This window comes from Flavobacterium sp., from assembly GCF_025352015.1.
Taxonomy (GTDB): domain Bacteria; phylum Bacteroidota; class Bacteroidia; order Flavobacteriales; family Flavobacteriaceae; genus Flavobacterium.
In genome coordinates, this window is record NZ_JANXUG010000101.1 from 23,500 (window position 1) to 36,295 (window position 12,796).

General features: G+C 35.6%; 22 protein-coding genes and 1 pseudogene. All 23 read left to right on the forward strand.

All coding sequences use genetic code 11. From position 1 onward, the window contains the following. Positions 1-4: 4 nt before the first annotated feature. The 23 genes and pseudogenes from fusA to secY all read left to right on the forward strand — a co-directional run bounded on the left by fusA (position 5) and on the right by secY (position 12,794). A pseudogene (gene fusA, locus Q0Q96_RS10140) lies at positions 5-2,160 on the forward strand (elongation factor G). Between the two features lie 11 nt (positions 2,161-2,171). Further along, the gene (rpsJ, locus tag Q0Q96_RS10145) at positions 2,172-2,477 is read left to right on the forward strand and encodes a 30S ribosomal protein S10 (protein WP_136151632.1); all 306 of its coding nucleotides are present in this window, start codon (positions 2,172-2,174) and stop codon (positions 2,475-2,477) included. 103 nt (positions 2,478-2,580) lie between these two features. Continuing rightward, positions 2,581-3,198 (forward strand): 50S ribosomal protein L3, encoded by a 618-nt coding sequence (gene rplC / locus Q0Q96_RS10150; RefSeq protein ID WP_293874514.1) that lies wholly within the window; start codon positions 2,581-2,583, stop codon positions 3,196-3,198. Next, complete coding sequence (rplD, locus tag Q0Q96_RS10155; RefSeq protein WP_293874516.1) at positions 3,198-3,827, forward strand: 50S ribosomal protein L4; 630 nt, start codon at positions 3,198-3,200, stop codon at positions 3,825-3,827. Before rplC ends, rplD begins: the two co-directional genes overlap by 1 nt. 7 nt (positions 3,828-3,834) lie before the next feature. Further along, complete coding sequence (rplW, locus tag Q0Q96_RS10160; RefSeq protein ID WP_293874518.1) at positions 3,835-4,125, forward strand: 50S ribosomal protein L23; 291 nt, start codon at positions 3,835-3,837, stop codon at positions 4,123-4,125. Between the two features lie 6 nt (positions 4,126-4,131). Next, positions 4,132-4,956, forward strand: a complete 825-nt coding sequence (rplB, locus tag Q0Q96_RS10165) for a 50S ribosomal protein L2 (protein WP_293874520.1) — start codon at positions 4,132-4,134, stop codon at positions 4,954-4,956. 6 nt (positions 4,957-4,962) lie between these two features. Further along, on the forward strand, positions 4,963-5,241 hold the full coding sequence (rpsS, locus tag Q0Q96_RS10170) for a 30S ribosomal protein S19 (RefSeq protein WP_293874522.1): 279 nt from the start codon (positions 4,963-4,965) through the stop codon (positions 5,239-5,241). A gap of 6 nt (positions 5,242-5,247) precedes the next feature. Then, a complete protein-coding gene (rplV, locus tag Q0Q96_RS10175; RefSeq protein ID WP_293874525.1) occupies positions 5,248-5,658 on the forward strand; it encodes a 50S ribosomal protein L22 in 411 nt (136 codons plus the stop codon). Positions 5,659-5,663: 5 nt separating this feature from the next. Continuing rightward, positions 5,664-6,431, forward strand: a complete 768-nt coding sequence (gene rpsC / locus Q0Q96_RS10180) for a 30S ribosomal protein S3 (protein WP_293874528.1) — start codon at positions 5,664-5,666, stop codon at positions 6,429-6,431. An 18-nt stretch (positions 6,432-6,449) separates the two neighbouring features. Further along, a complete protein-coding gene (gene rplP, locus Q0Q96_RS10185) occupies positions 6,450-6,875 on the forward strand; it encodes a 50S ribosomal protein L16 (protein ID WP_293874531.1) in 426 nt (141 codons plus the stop codon). 13 nt (positions 6,876-6,888) lie between these two features. Next, the gene (gene rpmC / locus Q0Q96_RS10190; RefSeq protein ID WP_293874533.1) at positions 6,889-7,080 is read left to right on the forward strand and encodes a 50S ribosomal protein L29; all 192 of its coding nucleotides are present in this window, start codon (positions 6,889-6,891) and stop codon (positions 7,078-7,080) included. A gap of 15 nt (positions 7,081-7,095) precedes the next feature. Continuing rightward, entirely contained in the window at positions 7,096-7,356 is a 261-nt protein-coding gene (rpsQ, locus tag Q0Q96_RS10195) for a 30S ribosomal protein S17 (protein WP_121312857.1), read from the forward strand. A 2-nt stretch (positions 7,357-7,358) separates the two neighbouring features. Next, positions 7,359-7,727, forward strand: coding sequence for a 50S ribosomal protein L14 (gene rplN, locus Q0Q96_RS10200; protein WP_007803649.1), 369 nt, complete (start codon positions 7,359-7,361; stop codon positions 7,725-7,727). An 11-nt stretch (positions 7,728-7,738) separates the two neighbouring features. Further along, positions 7,739-8,023, forward strand: a complete 285-nt coding sequence (rplX, locus tag Q0Q96_RS10205; RefSeq protein WP_293874715.1) for a 50S ribosomal protein L24 — start codon at positions 7,739-7,741, stop codon at positions 8,021-8,023. A 2-nt stretch (positions 8,024-8,025) separates the two neighbouring features. Then, on the forward strand, positions 8,026-8,577 hold the full coding sequence (gene rplE, locus Q0Q96_RS10210) for a 50S ribosomal protein L5 (RefSeq protein WP_293874717.1): 552 nt from the start codon (positions 8,026-8,028) through the stop codon (positions 8,575-8,577). Between the two features lie 3 nt (positions 8,578-8,580). Continuing rightward, a complete protein-coding gene (gene rpsN, locus Q0Q96_RS10215) occupies positions 8,581-8,850 on the forward strand; it encodes a 30S ribosomal protein S14 (RefSeq protein ID WP_293874718.1) in 270 nt (89 codons plus the stop codon). Between the two features lie 77 nt (positions 8,851-8,927). Continuing rightward, complete coding sequence (rpsH, locus tag Q0Q96_RS10220) at positions 8,928-9,326, forward strand: 30S ribosomal protein S8 (RefSeq protein WP_293874719.1); 399 nt, start codon at positions 8,928-8,930, stop codon at positions 9,324-9,326. A 16-nt stretch (positions 9,327-9,342) separates the two neighbouring features. Further along, a complete protein-coding gene (rplF, locus tag Q0Q96_RS10225) occupies positions 9,343-9,885 on the forward strand; it encodes a 50S ribosomal protein L6 (RefSeq protein WP_293874721.1) in 543 nt (180 codons plus the stop codon). A gap of 12 nt (positions 9,886-9,897) precedes the next feature. Beyond that, complete coding sequence (gene rplR / locus Q0Q96_RS10230) at positions 9,898-10,251, forward strand: 50S ribosomal protein L18 (RefSeq protein ID WP_293874723.1); 354 nt, start codon at positions 9,898-9,900, stop codon at positions 10,249-10,251. Positions 10,252-10,254: 3 nt separating this feature from the next. Then, complete coding sequence (rpsE, locus tag Q0Q96_RS10235; RefSeq protein WP_121312864.1) at positions 10,255-10,779, forward strand: 30S ribosomal protein S5; 525 nt, start codon at positions 10,255-10,257, stop codon at positions 10,777-10,779. A gap of 12 nt (positions 10,780-10,791) precedes the next feature. Beyond that, positions 10,792-10,977, forward strand: coding sequence for a 50S ribosomal protein L30 (gene rpmD, locus Q0Q96_RS10240; RefSeq protein WP_293874724.1), 186 nt, complete (start codon positions 10,792-10,794; stop codon positions 10,975-10,977). A 9-nt stretch (positions 10,978-10,986) separates the two neighbouring features. Continuing rightward, positions 10,987-11,439 carry a 50S ribosomal protein L15 gene (gene rplO, locus Q0Q96_RS10245; RefSeq protein WP_293874726.1) on the forward strand — a complete coding sequence of 151 codons (453 nt, stop codon included), beginning with the start codon at positions 10,987-10,989 and terminating at the stop codon, positions 11,437-11,439. An 11-nt stretch (positions 11,440-11,450) separates the two neighbouring features. Beyond that, the gene (secY, locus tag Q0Q96_RS10250; RefSeq protein ID WP_293874728.1) at positions 11,451-12,794 is read left to right on the forward strand and encodes a preprotein translocase subunit SecY; all 1,344 of its coding nucleotides are present in this window, start codon (positions 11,451-11,453) and stop codon (positions 12,792-12,794) included. The last annotated feature ends 2 nt before the right edge of the window (positions 12,795-12,796 follow it).

Sequence of the window (12,796 nt, forward strand, 5' to 3'; positions counted from 1 at the left end):
AGAAATGGCTAGAGATTTAAAATTAACAAGGAATATAGGAATTGCTGCCCACATTGATGCTGGTAAAACAACAACAACGGAGCGTATATTATTTTATACGGGCAAGTCACACAAAATTGGTGAAGTGCACGATGGCGCTGCAACAATGGACTGGATGGCGCAAGAGCAAGAACGAGGTATAACCATAACTTCAGCTGCAACAACTTGTGAATGGAGTTTTCCAACACAACAAGGTAAACCATTACCAACTTCCCAAGATTATCACTTCAATATTATCGATACACCTGGACACGTTGACTTTACCGTAGAGGTAAACCGTTCACTACGTGTATTGGATGGATTAGTTTTCTTATTTTCTGCCGTTGATGGTGTTGAGCCACAATCAGAAACTAACTGGAGATTGGCCGATCAATATAGAGTTCCACGTATGGGATTCGTTAATAAAATGGATCGTCAAGGTTCTAACTTCTTAATGGTTTGTCAACAAGTTAGAGATATGTTAAAATCTAACGCTGTTGCTATTACTTTGCCAATTGGTGAAGAAAACGATTTTAAAGGAGTTGTAGATTTAGTAAAAAACCAAGCTATCGTATGGCATGATGAAACACTAGGGGCTACTTTTGATATCGTCCCTATTCCAGAAGATATGCTTGCTGAAGTAAAAGAGTATAGATCTATTCTTATAGAAGCAGTTGCAGATTATGATGAAAATCTTTTGGAGAAATTCATGGAAGATGAAAACTCAATTACAGAAGAAGAAATTAACACAGCCCTAAGAGCTGCTACTATGGATATGGCTATCATTCCTATGATTGCTGGATCTTCATTTAAAAACAAAGGTGTTCAATTTATGTTGGATGCTGTATGTAAATATTTACCATCTCCTTTAGATAAAGAAGGCATTTGGGGTATTGACCCAGATGATGCTGATTTATTAGAAGAAGATCAAACCAAAATATTACGCCGTCCTGATGTAAAAGAGCCGTTCGCAGCTTTGGCATTTAAAATTGCTACTGACCCATATGTTGGTCGTTTGGCTTTCTTCCGTGCGTATTCAGGTCGTTTAGATGCAGGTTCCTACATCTTGAACACTCGTTCAGGAAACAAAGAAAGAATTTCTCGTATTTACCAAATGCACGCTAATAAACAAAATCCAATCGATTATATCGAAGCAGGTGATATTGGAGCAGCAGTTGGATTTAAAGATATCAAGACTGGTGATACTATGTGTGATGAAAAACATCCAATTGTTCTTGAGTCAATGAAATTCCCTGCGCCAGTAATTGGTATAGCTATCGAGCCAAAAACTAAAGCTGACGTTGATAAAATGGGTATGGCTTTGGCAAAATTAGCTGAAGAAGATCCAACATTTACAGTAAGAACTGACGAAGCTTCAGGTCAAACGATTATTTCAGGAATGGGTGAGTTACACTTAGATATTCTTGTAGATCGTATGAAACGTGAATTCAAAGTTGAAGTGAATCAAGGTGAACCTCAAGTTGAATACAAAGAAGCTTTCACAAAATCTGCGCAACACAGAGAAACATACAAGAAACAATCTGGTGGTCGCGGTAAATTTGGTGATATCGTATTTATTCTTGCACCTGCTGATCAGGTAGATGGTAAAACACCTGTTGGGTTACAGTTTGTCAATGCTGTAAAAGGTGGTAACGTTCCTAAAGAATATATTCCTTCTGTTGAAAAGGTTTCAGAGAAGCTATGAAAACAGGTCCATTAGCTGGATATCAGGTTGATAGTTTAAAAGTAACTTTATTAGACGGATCTTTCCACCCGGTGGATTCTGATGCGCTGTCTTTTGAGTTAGCAGCAAGAATGGGTTACAGAGAAGTTGCAAAAGCAGCAGGAGCTGTAATTCTTGAGCCTATCATGAAAATGGAAGTTATTACCCCAGAAGAAAACATGGGAGATATCGTAGGTGATATCAACCGTCGTAGAGGTCAGGTTAATGACATGGGTGACAGAAATGGTGCGAAAACTATTAAGGCTGATGTGCCTTTATCCGAAATGTTTGGTTATGTAACTACATTAAGAACATTGTCTTCAGGAAGAGCAACATCTACAATGGAATTCTCACACTACGAACAAACGCCTTCTAATATTTCAGAAGAAGTAATCAAAAAAGCTAAAGGTAACGCTTAATTCTTATCAAGATGAGTCAAAAAATTAGAATAAAATTAAAATCTTACGATCACATGTTGGTAGATAAATCTGCTGAAAAGATTGTAAAAACTGTAAAAAGTACAGGTGCTGTTGTAACGGGTCCAATTCCGTTACCAACACACAAAAAAATATTTACTGTGCTACGTTCTCCACACGTTAACAAAAAAGCGAGAGAGCAGTTCCAGGTAAGTTCATACAAAAGATTGTTAGACATCTATAGTTCTTCTTCGAAAACTATCGATGCCTTAATGAAACTTGAATTACCAAGCGGAGTAGAAGTAGAAATTAAAGTATAAGTATAATACAAAGTATTAAGTATCAAGATTCGTTTTCGTATTTAATATTCTATACACAATATAGATTAAAAAAGTAAACAAGTAATAATTTAAATAGTTTAATATGTCTGGGTTAATTGGAAAGAAAATCGGCATGACAAGTATTTTCGATGAAAATGGGAAGAATATTCCTTGTACAGTAATCGAAGCTGGCCCTTGTGTCGTTACCCAAGTCAGAACCAATGAGGTTGACGGGTATTCAGCTCTTCAACTTGGTTTCGATGACAAAGCAGAAAAACAAGCAACTAAAGCTGATTTAGGTCACTTTAAAAAAGCCGGTACTACTGCCAAGAAAAAAGTCGTTGAATTCCAAGGATTTGAAGAAAATTACAAATTAGGTGATAACATCACCGTGGCAGTATTCAGCGAAGGAGAGTTCGTTGATGTACAAGGAGTGTCAAAAGGTAAAGGTTTTCAGGGAGTTGTAAAACGTCACGGTTTTGGTGGTGTCGGACAAGCTACCCATGGTCAACATAACCGATTGAGAGCACCGGGTTCTGTAGGAGCATCTTCATATCCATCACGTGTATTCAAAGGAATGCGTATGGCTGGAAGAATGGGAGGAGATAATGTAAAAGTTCAAAATCTTAGAGTTTTAAAAGTAGTGGCTGAAAAGAACTTACTTGTCATTAAAGGATGCATTCCTGGATGTAAAAACTCTTATGTAATCATTCAGAAGTAATGGAAGTAAAAGTTATCGATATCAACGGAAAAGATACTGGAAGAAAAGTACAACTTTCCGATTCAGTATTTGGCATTGAGCCAAATAATCACGCAGTATATCTTGATGTTAAGCAATATTTAGCAAATCAAAGACAAGGAACGCACAAAGCTAAAGAAAGAGCTGAAGTTGCAGGGAGTACTCGCAAGATTAAAAAGCAAAAAGGTACTGGTACTGCTCGTGCAGGATCTAAAAAGAGTCCATTGTTCAAAGGAGGAGGAACAGTTTTCGGTCCAAGACCAAGAAGCTATTCTTTCAAACTGAATAAAACGGTAAAAAGATTAGCTCGTAAATCAGCTTTTTCTTTAAAAGTAAAAGAATCAAATTTATTAGTTGTTGAAGATTTTAATTTTGAAACTCCAAATACTAAAAATTTCATCAATGTTTTGAAAGCTTTAGGACTAGAAAACAAAAAATCTTTATTTGTGTTGGGAGATTCAAATAAAAATGTATATTTGTCGTCACGCAATTTAAAAGCATCTAGCGTAGTAATTAATTCAGAATTAAGCACTTACGATATTTTAAATGCAAATAATTTAGTTCTTTTAGAAGGTTCTTTAGAAGGAATTGAAGAAAATTTAAGCAAATAAATAGACCATGAGTATCATTATCAAGCCTATCATCACAGAAAAAATCACGAAAGAAGGAGAAATTTTCAATCGTTTTGGTTTTGTTGTTGACAAAAAAGCAAATAAAGTTCAAATTAAGAAGGCTGTTGAGGCTACTTACGGAATTTCAGTTGTAACCGTCAACACGATGAACTACAGAGCCGATAGAACTACAAAATTTACTAAAAGTGGTTTAATTAGCGGAAAAACAAGTGCTTACAAAAAAGCAATTGTTCAAGTTAAAGAAGGAGAAACAATAGATTTTTACAATAATATCTAATAGAAAATGTCAGTTAGAAAATTAAAACCTATTACCCCGGGTCAGCGTTTTAGAGTTGTGAATGGTTTTGACGCCATCACGACTGATAAGCCGGAGCGTTCATTAATCGCACCGATAAAAAACTCAGGCGGTAGAAATAGTCAAGGAAAAATGACCATGCGTTATACAGGCGGTGGTCACAAACAAAGGTATCGTTTGATTGATTTTAAAAGAACTAAAGTTGGAATTCCAGCTACGGTTAAATCAATTGAATATGATCCAAACAGAACTGCTTTTATCGCATTATTGTGGTATGTAGATGGCGAGAAAACATATATTGTAGCACAAAACGGATTGCAAGTTGGACAGACAGTATTGTCTGGAGAAGATTCGGCTCCTGAAATAGGTAATACACTGCCGTTGAGCAAAATTCCTCTAGGAACAGTTATTTCTTGCATCGAATTGCGTCCAGGACAAGGAGCTACTATCGCTCGTTCTGCTGGAACATTTGCTCAATTAATGGCAAGAGACGGGAAATACGCTACAATAAAAATGCCATCAGGTGAAACAAGATTAATCTTGTTGACTTGTTCGGCTACCATTGGAGCAGTTTCTAATTCTGACCATCAGTTGATTGTATCTGGTAAAGCAGGTAGAACAAGATGGTTAGGAAGAAGACCAAGAACAAGACCAGTAGCCATGAACCCTGTCGATCATCCAATGGGTGGTGGTGAGGGACGTTCATCTGGAGGTCATCCACGTTCTAGAAAAGGACTACCAGCTAAAGGTTATAGAACTCGTTCTAAAGTTAACCCTAGTAATAAGTATATTGTAGAACGTAGAAAGAAATAATAAGATATGGCACGTTCATTAAAAAAAGGACCTTTTGTTCATTACAAATTAGATAAAAAAGTTCAGGAAAACATCTCAGGTGGTAACAAAGGAGTAGTAAAGACTTGGTCTAGAGCTTCGATGATTACTCCGGATTTTGTTGGACAAACTATCGCAGTACACAATGGTCGTCAGTTTGTACCAGTTTACGTAACCGAAAACATGGTAGGACACAAATTAGGAGAGTTTTCACCAACAAGATCTTTTAGAGGTCACGCTGGAGCAAAAAATAAAGGTAAAAAATAAGAAGCAATGGGAGTTCGTAAAAGAGAAACAGCAGATGCGAGAAAAGAGGCTAATAAGTCTATAGCTTTCGCGAAATTGAATAACTGCCCTACTTCACCTAGAAAAATGCGCTTAGTAGCGGACTTGGTAAGAGGTCAGAAAGTGGAAAGAGCCTTAAATATATTAAGATTTAGCTCAAAAGAAGCTTCAAGAAAATTAGAGAAATTAGTATTATCTGCCATCAACAATTGGGAGCAGAAAAATGCTGACGGAAATGTTTCAGAAGCAGGCTTATTTATAAAAACCATCACTGTAGATGGTGGAATGATGTTGAAAAGACTTCGTCCAGCGCCACAAGGAAGAGCACACAGAATTAGAAAGCGTTCAAACCACGTGACAATCGTGTTAGGAGCTAATGATAACACACAAGCAAATTAAGTAAGATGGGACAAAAGACAAATCCAATAGGAAACAGACTTGGTATCATCAGAGGATGGGATTCAAACTGGTATGGTGGTAATGATTACGGTGATAAAATTGCCGAAGATTTTAAAATCAGAAAGTATATCCACGCTCGTTTATCAAAAGCTAGTGTATCAAAAGTAATCATCGAGAGAACTTTGAAACTTGTAACCGTTACTATCACTACTGCAAGACCTGGGATTATTATCGGGAAGGGTGGTCAAGAGGTAGACAAGTTAAAAGAAGAACTTAAGAAAGTTACAGACAAAGAGGTTCAAATAAACATCTTTGAAATTAAAAGACCTGAGTTAGATGCATATTTAGTTGGAACTAGTATTGCACGTCAAATCGAAAGTAGAATTTCTTACAGAAGAGCTATTAAGATGGCAATTGCGGCTGCAATGCGAATGAATGCTGAAGGTATTAAAGTATTAATTTCTGGTCGTTTGAATGGAGCTGAAATGGCACGTTCAGAACAATTCAAAGAAGGAAGGATTCCTCTATCAACTTTCAGAGCTGATATTGATTATGCTTTGGCTGAAGCACATACTACTTATGGTAGGATGGGTATCAAAGTATGGATCATGAAAGGTGAGGTTTATGGAAAAAGAGATCTTTCTCCACTGGTAGGCATGGACAAAAAACAAGCAGGTCAAGGTGGTGGTAAAGGGGGAGATTCTCCAAGAGGAGGAGACAGAAAACCTTTTAATAAGGATAGAAAACCAGCGGGTGACCGTAAAAGAAAGTAATTTTTTAAATTAAAAAAAATGTTACAGCCTAAAAGAACAAAATACCGTAAGGTACAAAAAGGTAGAATGAAAGGTGTTTCTCAAAGAGGACATTTACTTTCAAGTGGAATGTTTGGAATCAAATCTGTACATGAAGATGGTATGTTTTTAACTTCACGTCAAATAGAAGCTGCACGTATTGCCGCAACTCGTTACATGAAGAGAGAAGGACAATTATGGATAAATATATTTCCAGATAAACCCATCACAAAGAAACCTCTTGAAGTACGTATGGGTAAAGGAAAAGGTGCAGTCGAATATTGGGCTGCTGTTGTAAAACCAGGAAAAATTATGTTTGAAGTTGGTGGAGTTCCACTATCTATCGCAAAAGAGGCCTTACGTCTTGCTGCACAAAAACTTCCTGTAAAAACTAAATTTGTAGTTGCTAGAGATTTCGAAGCATAATCAAAAATTAATTATGAAACAATCAGAAATTATAAATCTATCCGCAGCTGAGTTACAAGTTAAACTTACTGAATTGAGAAGAGCTTATATGGATTTAAAGTCCGCACATGCTATTTCACCGATTACTAATCCACTTCAAATCAGAAGTGCTAGAAGAGCGGTTGCCAGAGTGGTAACAGAGCTAACTAAAAGAGAGTTACAATAATTGTATTCTGCTAAAATGGAAGATAAAAGAAATTTAAGAAAAGAAAGAATTGGTGTAGTTACATCAAACAAAATGGACAAGTCTATTGTTGTTGCACAGGTAACTAGAGTAAAACACCCATTATATGGTAAGTTCGTATTGAAAACTAAAAAGTTTCATGCACACGACGAAACAAATGACTGTAACATTGGTGATACAGTAAAAATCATGGAAACAAGACCTTTATCAAAAACTAAATGTTGGAGATTGGTTGAAATCATTGAAAGAGCTAAATAATTATGGTACAACAAGAATCAAGACTAAAAGTCGCAGATAACACAGGAGCAAAAGAAGTTTTGACTATTCGTGTATTAGGAGGAACGAAACGTCGTTATGCCTCTGTTGGAGATAAAATTGTAGTTTCAATCAAAGATGCAACGCCGAACGGTAACGTTAAAAAAGGTGCTGTTTCAACTGCAGTTGTAGTACGTACTAAAAAAGAAGTGAGAAGAGCCGATGGTTCTTATATCCGTTTCGATGATAATGCATGTGTTCTTTTGAATGCTGCAGGAGAAATGAGAGGAACTCGTGTTTTTGGTCCAGTTGCAAGAGAACTTCGTGAAAAACAATTCATGAAAATTGTATCATTAGCGCCTGAGGTGCTTTAATTCATAGTAAGATGATAAAGTTAAAAGTAAAATCTGGAGATACTGTAAAAGTGATAGCTGGTGACCATAAAGGTTTAACAGGTAAAATTACACGTGTATACAGAGAGAAAAATAAAGCGATCGTTGAAGGCGTGAACATGGTATCGAAACATACAAAACCAAGTGCTAAAAACCCACAAGGCGGAATCGTTAAGATGGAAGCTCCTATACACATCTCAAACCTTTCTTTGGTAAGCGGTGCTGATTCAACTAAAGGTTCAGTGAAAAAAGATTCTAAAAAAGTTAATAAAGCATAGTTATGGAATATACACCTAGACTTAAGCAAGAATATAAAGACAGAGTAATTGCTGCTCTTAAAGAAGAATTCGGTTATAAAAACGTAATGGAAGTTCCAAAATTGGAAAAAATCATTTTGAGCCGTGGAGTTGGAGCTGCAGTATCTGATAAAAAGCTGGTTGACTATGCAGTTGATGAGTTAACAAAGATTACTGGACAAAAGGCTGTATCTACAATTTCAAAGAAAGACGTTGCTTCATTCAAATTGAGAAAAGGTATGCCAATTGGAGCTAAAGTTACATTAAGAGGAGAAAGAATGTATGAGTTTTTAGACAGACTTATTACTTCGTCTTTGCCACGTGTTAGAGATTTTAGTGGTATCAAAGCTACGGGTTTTGATGGACGAGGTAATTACAACCTTGGTGTTACAGAACAAATCATTTTCCCAGAAATTGATATTGATAAAGTAAACAAAATATCAGGTATGGATATAACTTTCGTAACAACGGCAAGCACTGATAAAGAAGCAAAGTCGTTATTGGCTGAATTAGGATTACCTTTTAAAAAGAATTAAGTTATGGCTAAAGAATCAATGAAAGCCCGTGAGGTTAAAAGAGAAAAAACGGTAGCAAAGTACGCTGAAAAAAGAAAAGCTTTATTACAAGCTAAAGATTATGAAGGCTTGCAAAAATTACCAAAAAATGCTTCACCAGTACGTATGCATAATCGTTGTAAACTAACTGGGAGACCAAGAGGTTATATGCGTCAATTTGGTCTTTCACGTGTAACTTTCCGTGAAATGGCAAACCAAGGATTAATTCCAGGAGTAAGAAAAGCTTCTTGGTAATCAAAAACAAATTATCAATTGGTTAAAGGTTCATTTAGTGAGTACTAGTTGAAAACCATAACCGCAAATTTATACAAATGTATACAGATCCAATTGCAGATTATCTTACGAGAGTTAGAAATGCAGTGATGGCAAACCACAAAGTGGTTGCAATTCCAGCATCTAATTTAAAAAAAGAAATCACAAAAATTTTATTCGATCAAGGATATATCTTAAGTTACAAATTTGATGATAGTTCTGTTCAAGGAACTATTAAAATAGCTTTGAAGTATGATAAAGATACTAAAGAGTCTGTAATCAAAGATATCCAAAGAATTAGCAAACCAGGTTTACGTAAATATGCTGGTTCTTCAAAAATCCCAAGAATTCTTAACGGACTGGGTGTTGCTATTGTTTCGACTTCTAAAGGTCTAATGACCGGAAAGCAAGCCAAACAATTAAACGTTGGTGGAGAAGTACTTTGCTACGTATACTAATTAAATCTGTTAATCAATGTCAAGAATAGGTAAAAATCCAATTTCAATTCCTGCAGGTGTAACTGTTGAAGTAAACGAAACTACAGTTACTGTAAAAGGAAAATTAGGTCAACTTACGCAAGACTACGCTGACGTAGCAGTAAAAGTTGAAGAAGGTCAAATCATAGTTGAAAGACCGTCTGATAGTAAAGATCACAGAGCAAAACACGGATTATACAGGTCATTAATCAATAATATGGTTACAGGAGTATCTGAAGGTTTTACTAAAGAGTTAGAATTGGTTGGAGTAGGTTATAGAGCTTCAAATCAAGGACAAAAATTAGATTTAGCATTAGGATTTTCTCATAACATAGTTTTAGAATTAGCTTCAGAAGTTAAATTAGAAACTATTTCAGAAAAAGGTAAAAATCCAATTGTTAAGTTAACATCTTTCGACAAACAATTAATAGGTCAAATTGCTGCTAAAATCAGAGGTTTCCGTAAACCAGAGCCTTACAAAGGAAAAGGTGTTAAGTTTGTTGGTGAAGTATTAAGAAGAAAAGCAGGTAAATCAGCTTAAAAAATTAGCATTATGTCATTAACAAAATCTGAAAGAAGACAAAGGATACAATACAGAATCAGAAAGATTGTAAGCGGAACCGCTTCAAGACCAAGATTATCTGTATTTAGAAGTAATAAAGAAATCTATACACAACTAATTGATGATGTGAATGGAATTACTTTATTGGCTGCATCATCAAAAGATAAAGGAGTAGATACTAAAGGTACTAGCACTGAAGTAGCAACAGCAGTTGGAAAACTAGTAGCTGAAAAAGCGTTAAAAGCTGGAATTACAGAAGTTACTTTTGATAGAGGAGGTTATTTATATCACGGTCGTATTAAATCATTAGCAGAAGGCGCAAGAGCGGCTGGGCTTAAATTCTAATATATTATGTCTAAATACAAAAATGTAGAATTAGTAAAACCTAGTGGTCTTGAATTGAAAGATCGTCTGGTAAGTGTAAATCGTGTTACCAAAGTAACAAAAGGAGGAAGAGCATTTGGTTTTTCTGCGATTGTTGTTGTAGGTGATGAAAATGGAGTAGTTGGTCACGGATTAGGTAAATCTAAAGACGTTTCTGAAGCAATTGCAAAAGCAGTAGAAGACGCAAAGAAAAATCTTGTTAGAATACCTTTGAGCGGACAATCAGTTCCTCACGAACAAAAAGGAAAATTTGGTGGAGCTGCAGTATTTTTGATGCCAGCATCTCATGGTACAGGAGTTATTGCTGGTGGAGCTGTTCGTTCGGTTCTTGAATCAGTTGGTATTCATGATGTATTATCAAAATCACAAGGTTCATCAAACCCTCATAATGTGGTAAAAGCAACTTTTGATGCTTTACTACAAATGAGAAGTGCTGTTACTGTTGCAAAACAAAGAGGTATTTCTTTAGAAAAAGTTTTTAAAGGTTAATTCAAGGAAATTATGGCTAAATTATTAGTAAAACAAGTTAGAAGCAAAATCAATTGTCCACTTACACAAAAAAGAGGATTAGAGGCTTTGGGTCTACGTAAAATGGGACAAACTGTGGAGCATGATTCAAATCCTGCAATCCTTGGAATGATAAATAAAGTTAAACATCTAGTTTCCGTAGAGGAAGTTAAAAAATAAATCATAGTTATGAATTTAAGTAACTTACAACCTGCTGAAGGTTCTACACACAATCAAAATAAAAGATTAGGTAGAGGAGAAGGATCTGGTAAAGGTGGTACTTCAGCAAGAGGTCACAAAGGAGCCAAGTCTCGTTCTGGTTATTCTAAAAAAATTGGTTTTGAAGGTGGTCAAATGCCTCTTCAAAGACGTGTGCCTAAGTTTGGTTTTACAAACATCAATCGTAAAGAATATCAAGGCATTAATCTTGACAATCTTCAATTATTAGTTGATAACGGTATTGTAACAGATACTGTAGATTTTTCAGTATTTGTTGAATATAGATTGGCTACAAAAAATGAACTGGTTAAAATTCTTGGTAGAGGACAATTGAAATCAAAATTAAAAATAACAGCCCACAAATTTACGGCTACTGCAAAAGCGGCAATTGAGGCTGCGGGTGGAGAAGCTGTAACCCTATAATTGCTATATCAATGAAGAACTTTTTTGAATCATTTAGTAATATTTGGAAAATAGAGGAGCTAAAAAATAGAATTTTGGTTACCCTTGGACTGTTATTAGTTTACAGATTTGGTGCGCATGTTACGCTACCCGGTATTGACGCCACACAGTTGCACAGCTTGGCTGGCCAAACAAATAAAGGTATTGGTTCAATACTAGATATGTTTACTGGTGGTGCTTTTTCGAAAGCGTCTGTCTTTGCTTTGGGAATTATGCCATATATATCTGCTTCAATTGTTGTTCAGTTAATGGGTATTGCAATACCTTATCTACAAAAATTACAAAAAGATGGTGAGAGTGGAAGAAAGAAATTAAATCAAATTACGAGATGGTTAACCATTGCGATCACGCTAGTACAAGGTCCAGGTTACATTTATAATTTATACAGAACTCTGCCCAATAGCGCTTTTCTTTTAGGATTTGATTCTTTCTCGTTTTTGTTTTCTTCTGTTTTAATTTTAACAACAGGTACTATTTTTGCCATGTGGTTAGGTGAAAAAATTACAGATAAAGGTATTGGTAATGGTATTTCGTTATTAATTATGGTCGGAATTCTAGCAAGATTACCACAAGCTTTATTTCAAGAATTTACTTCCAAAGTTACCAATAATAATGGTGGACCAATGTTGCTAGTAATTGAAATTATTGTGTGGTTATTAGTAATTATAGCTTGTGTATTATTAGTTATGGCTGTTAGAAAGATTCCTGTACAATATGCACGTCGTACTACAACAGGTGATTTCGAACAAGACATGATGGGAGGAAACAGACAATGGATTCCATTGAAACTTAATTCTGCAGGGGTAATGCCTATCATTTTTGCTCAAGCAATTATGTTTATTCCAGCCGCAGTTGCAGGACTTTCTAAATCCGAAACTTCTCAATCTATTGCAGGAACTTTTAGTAACATGTTTGGGTTTTGGTATTGTTTAGTGTTTGCATCTTTAATAGTTATTTTCACATTCTTTTACACAGCAATTACAGTTCCAACAAATAAAATGGCTGATGATTTAAAAAGAAGCGGTGGATTCATACCAGGTGTAAAACCAGGAATTGACACAGCAGATTTTTTAGATAGAATCATGTCTTTAATAACATTCCCTGGTTCATTATTTCTTGCTTTGATAGCTGTGTTCCCAGCAATTATTGTAGGTCTTGGTGTGCAACAATCTTGGGCAATGTTTTATGGAGGTACCTCATTAATCATCATGGTTGGTGTGGCCATCGATACTATTCAGCAAATAAATTCTTATTTATTGAATAAACACTATGATGGATTGATGAAAAGTGGTAAAAATAGAAAAGCGGTAGCTTAATT

Bases quoted from the DNA above. Each gene is read 5' to 3' on its own strand.
- rpsJ (WP_136151632.1), top strand. From the start codon at position 2,172: ATGAGTCAAAAAATTAGAATAAAATTAAAATCTTACGATCACATGTTG.
- rplC (WP_293874514.1), top strand. From the start codon at position 2,581: ATGTCTGGGTTAATTGGAAAGAAAATCGGCATGACAAGTATTTTCGAT.
- rplD (WP_293874516.1), top strand. From the start codon at position 3,198: ATGGAAGTAAAAGTTATCGATATCAACGGAAAAGATACTGGAAGAAAA.
- rplW (WP_293874518.1), top strand. From the start codon at position 3,835: ATGAGTATCATTATCAAGCCTATCATCACAGAAAAAATCACGAAAGAA.
- rplB (WP_293874520.1), top strand. From the start codon at position 4,132: ATGTCAGTTAGAAAATTAAAACCTATTACCCCGGGTCAGCGTTTTAGA.
- rpsS (WP_293874522.1), top strand. From the start codon at position 4,963: ATGGCACGTTCATTAAAAAAAGGACCTTTTGTTCATTACAAATTAGAT.
- rplV (WP_293874525.1), top strand. From the start codon at position 5,248: ATGGGAGTTCGTAAAAGAGAAACAGCAGATGCGAGAAAAGAGGCTAAT.
- rpsC (WP_293874528.1), top strand. From the start codon at position 5,664: ATGGGACAAAAGACAAATCCAATAGGAAACAGACTTGGTATCATCAGA.
- rplP (WP_293874531.1), top strand. From the start codon at position 6,450: ATGTTACAGCCTAAAAGAACAAAATACCGTAAGGTACAAAAAGGTAGA.
- rpmC (WP_293874533.1), top strand. From the start codon at position 6,889: ATGAAACAATCAGAAATTATAAATCTATCCGCAGCTGAGTTACAAGTT.
- rpsQ (WP_121312857.1), top strand. From the start codon at position 7,096: ATGGAAGATAAAAGAAATTTAAGAAAAGAAAGAATTGGTGTAGTTACA.
- rplN (WP_007803649.1), top strand. From the start codon at position 7,359: ATGGTACAACAAGAATCAAGACTAAAAGTCGCAGATAACACAGGAGCA.
- rplX (WP_293874715.1), top strand. From the start codon at position 7,739: ATGATAAAGTTAAAAGTAAAATCTGGAGATACTGTAAAAGTGATAGCT.
- rplE (WP_293874717.1), top strand. From the start codon at position 8,026: ATGGAATATACACCTAGACTTAAGCAAGAATATAAAGACAGAGTAATT.
- rpsN (WP_293874718.1), top strand. From the start codon at position 8,581: ATGGCTAAAGAATCAATGAAAGCCCGTGAGGTTAAAAGAGAAAAAACG.
- rpsH (WP_293874719.1), top strand. From the start codon at position 8,928: ATGTATACAGATCCAATTGCAGATTATCTTACGAGAGTTAGAAATGCA.
- rplF (WP_293874721.1), top strand. From the start codon at position 9,343: ATGTCAAGAATAGGTAAAAATCCAATTTCAATTCCTGCAGGTGTAACT.
- rplR (WP_293874723.1), top strand. From the start codon at position 9,898: ATGTCATTAACAAAATCTGAAAGAAGACAAAGGATACAATACAGAATC.
- rpmD (WP_293874724.1), top strand. From the start codon at position 10,792: ATGGCTAAATTATTAGTAAAACAAGTTAGAAGCAAAATCAATTGTCCA.
- rplO (WP_293874726.1), top strand. From the start codon at position 10,987: ATGAATTTAAGTAACTTACAACCTGCTGAAGGTTCTACACACAATCAA.
- secY (WP_293874728.1), top strand. From the start codon at position 11,451: ATGAAGAACTTTTTTGAATCATTTAGTAATATTTGGAAAATAGAGGAG.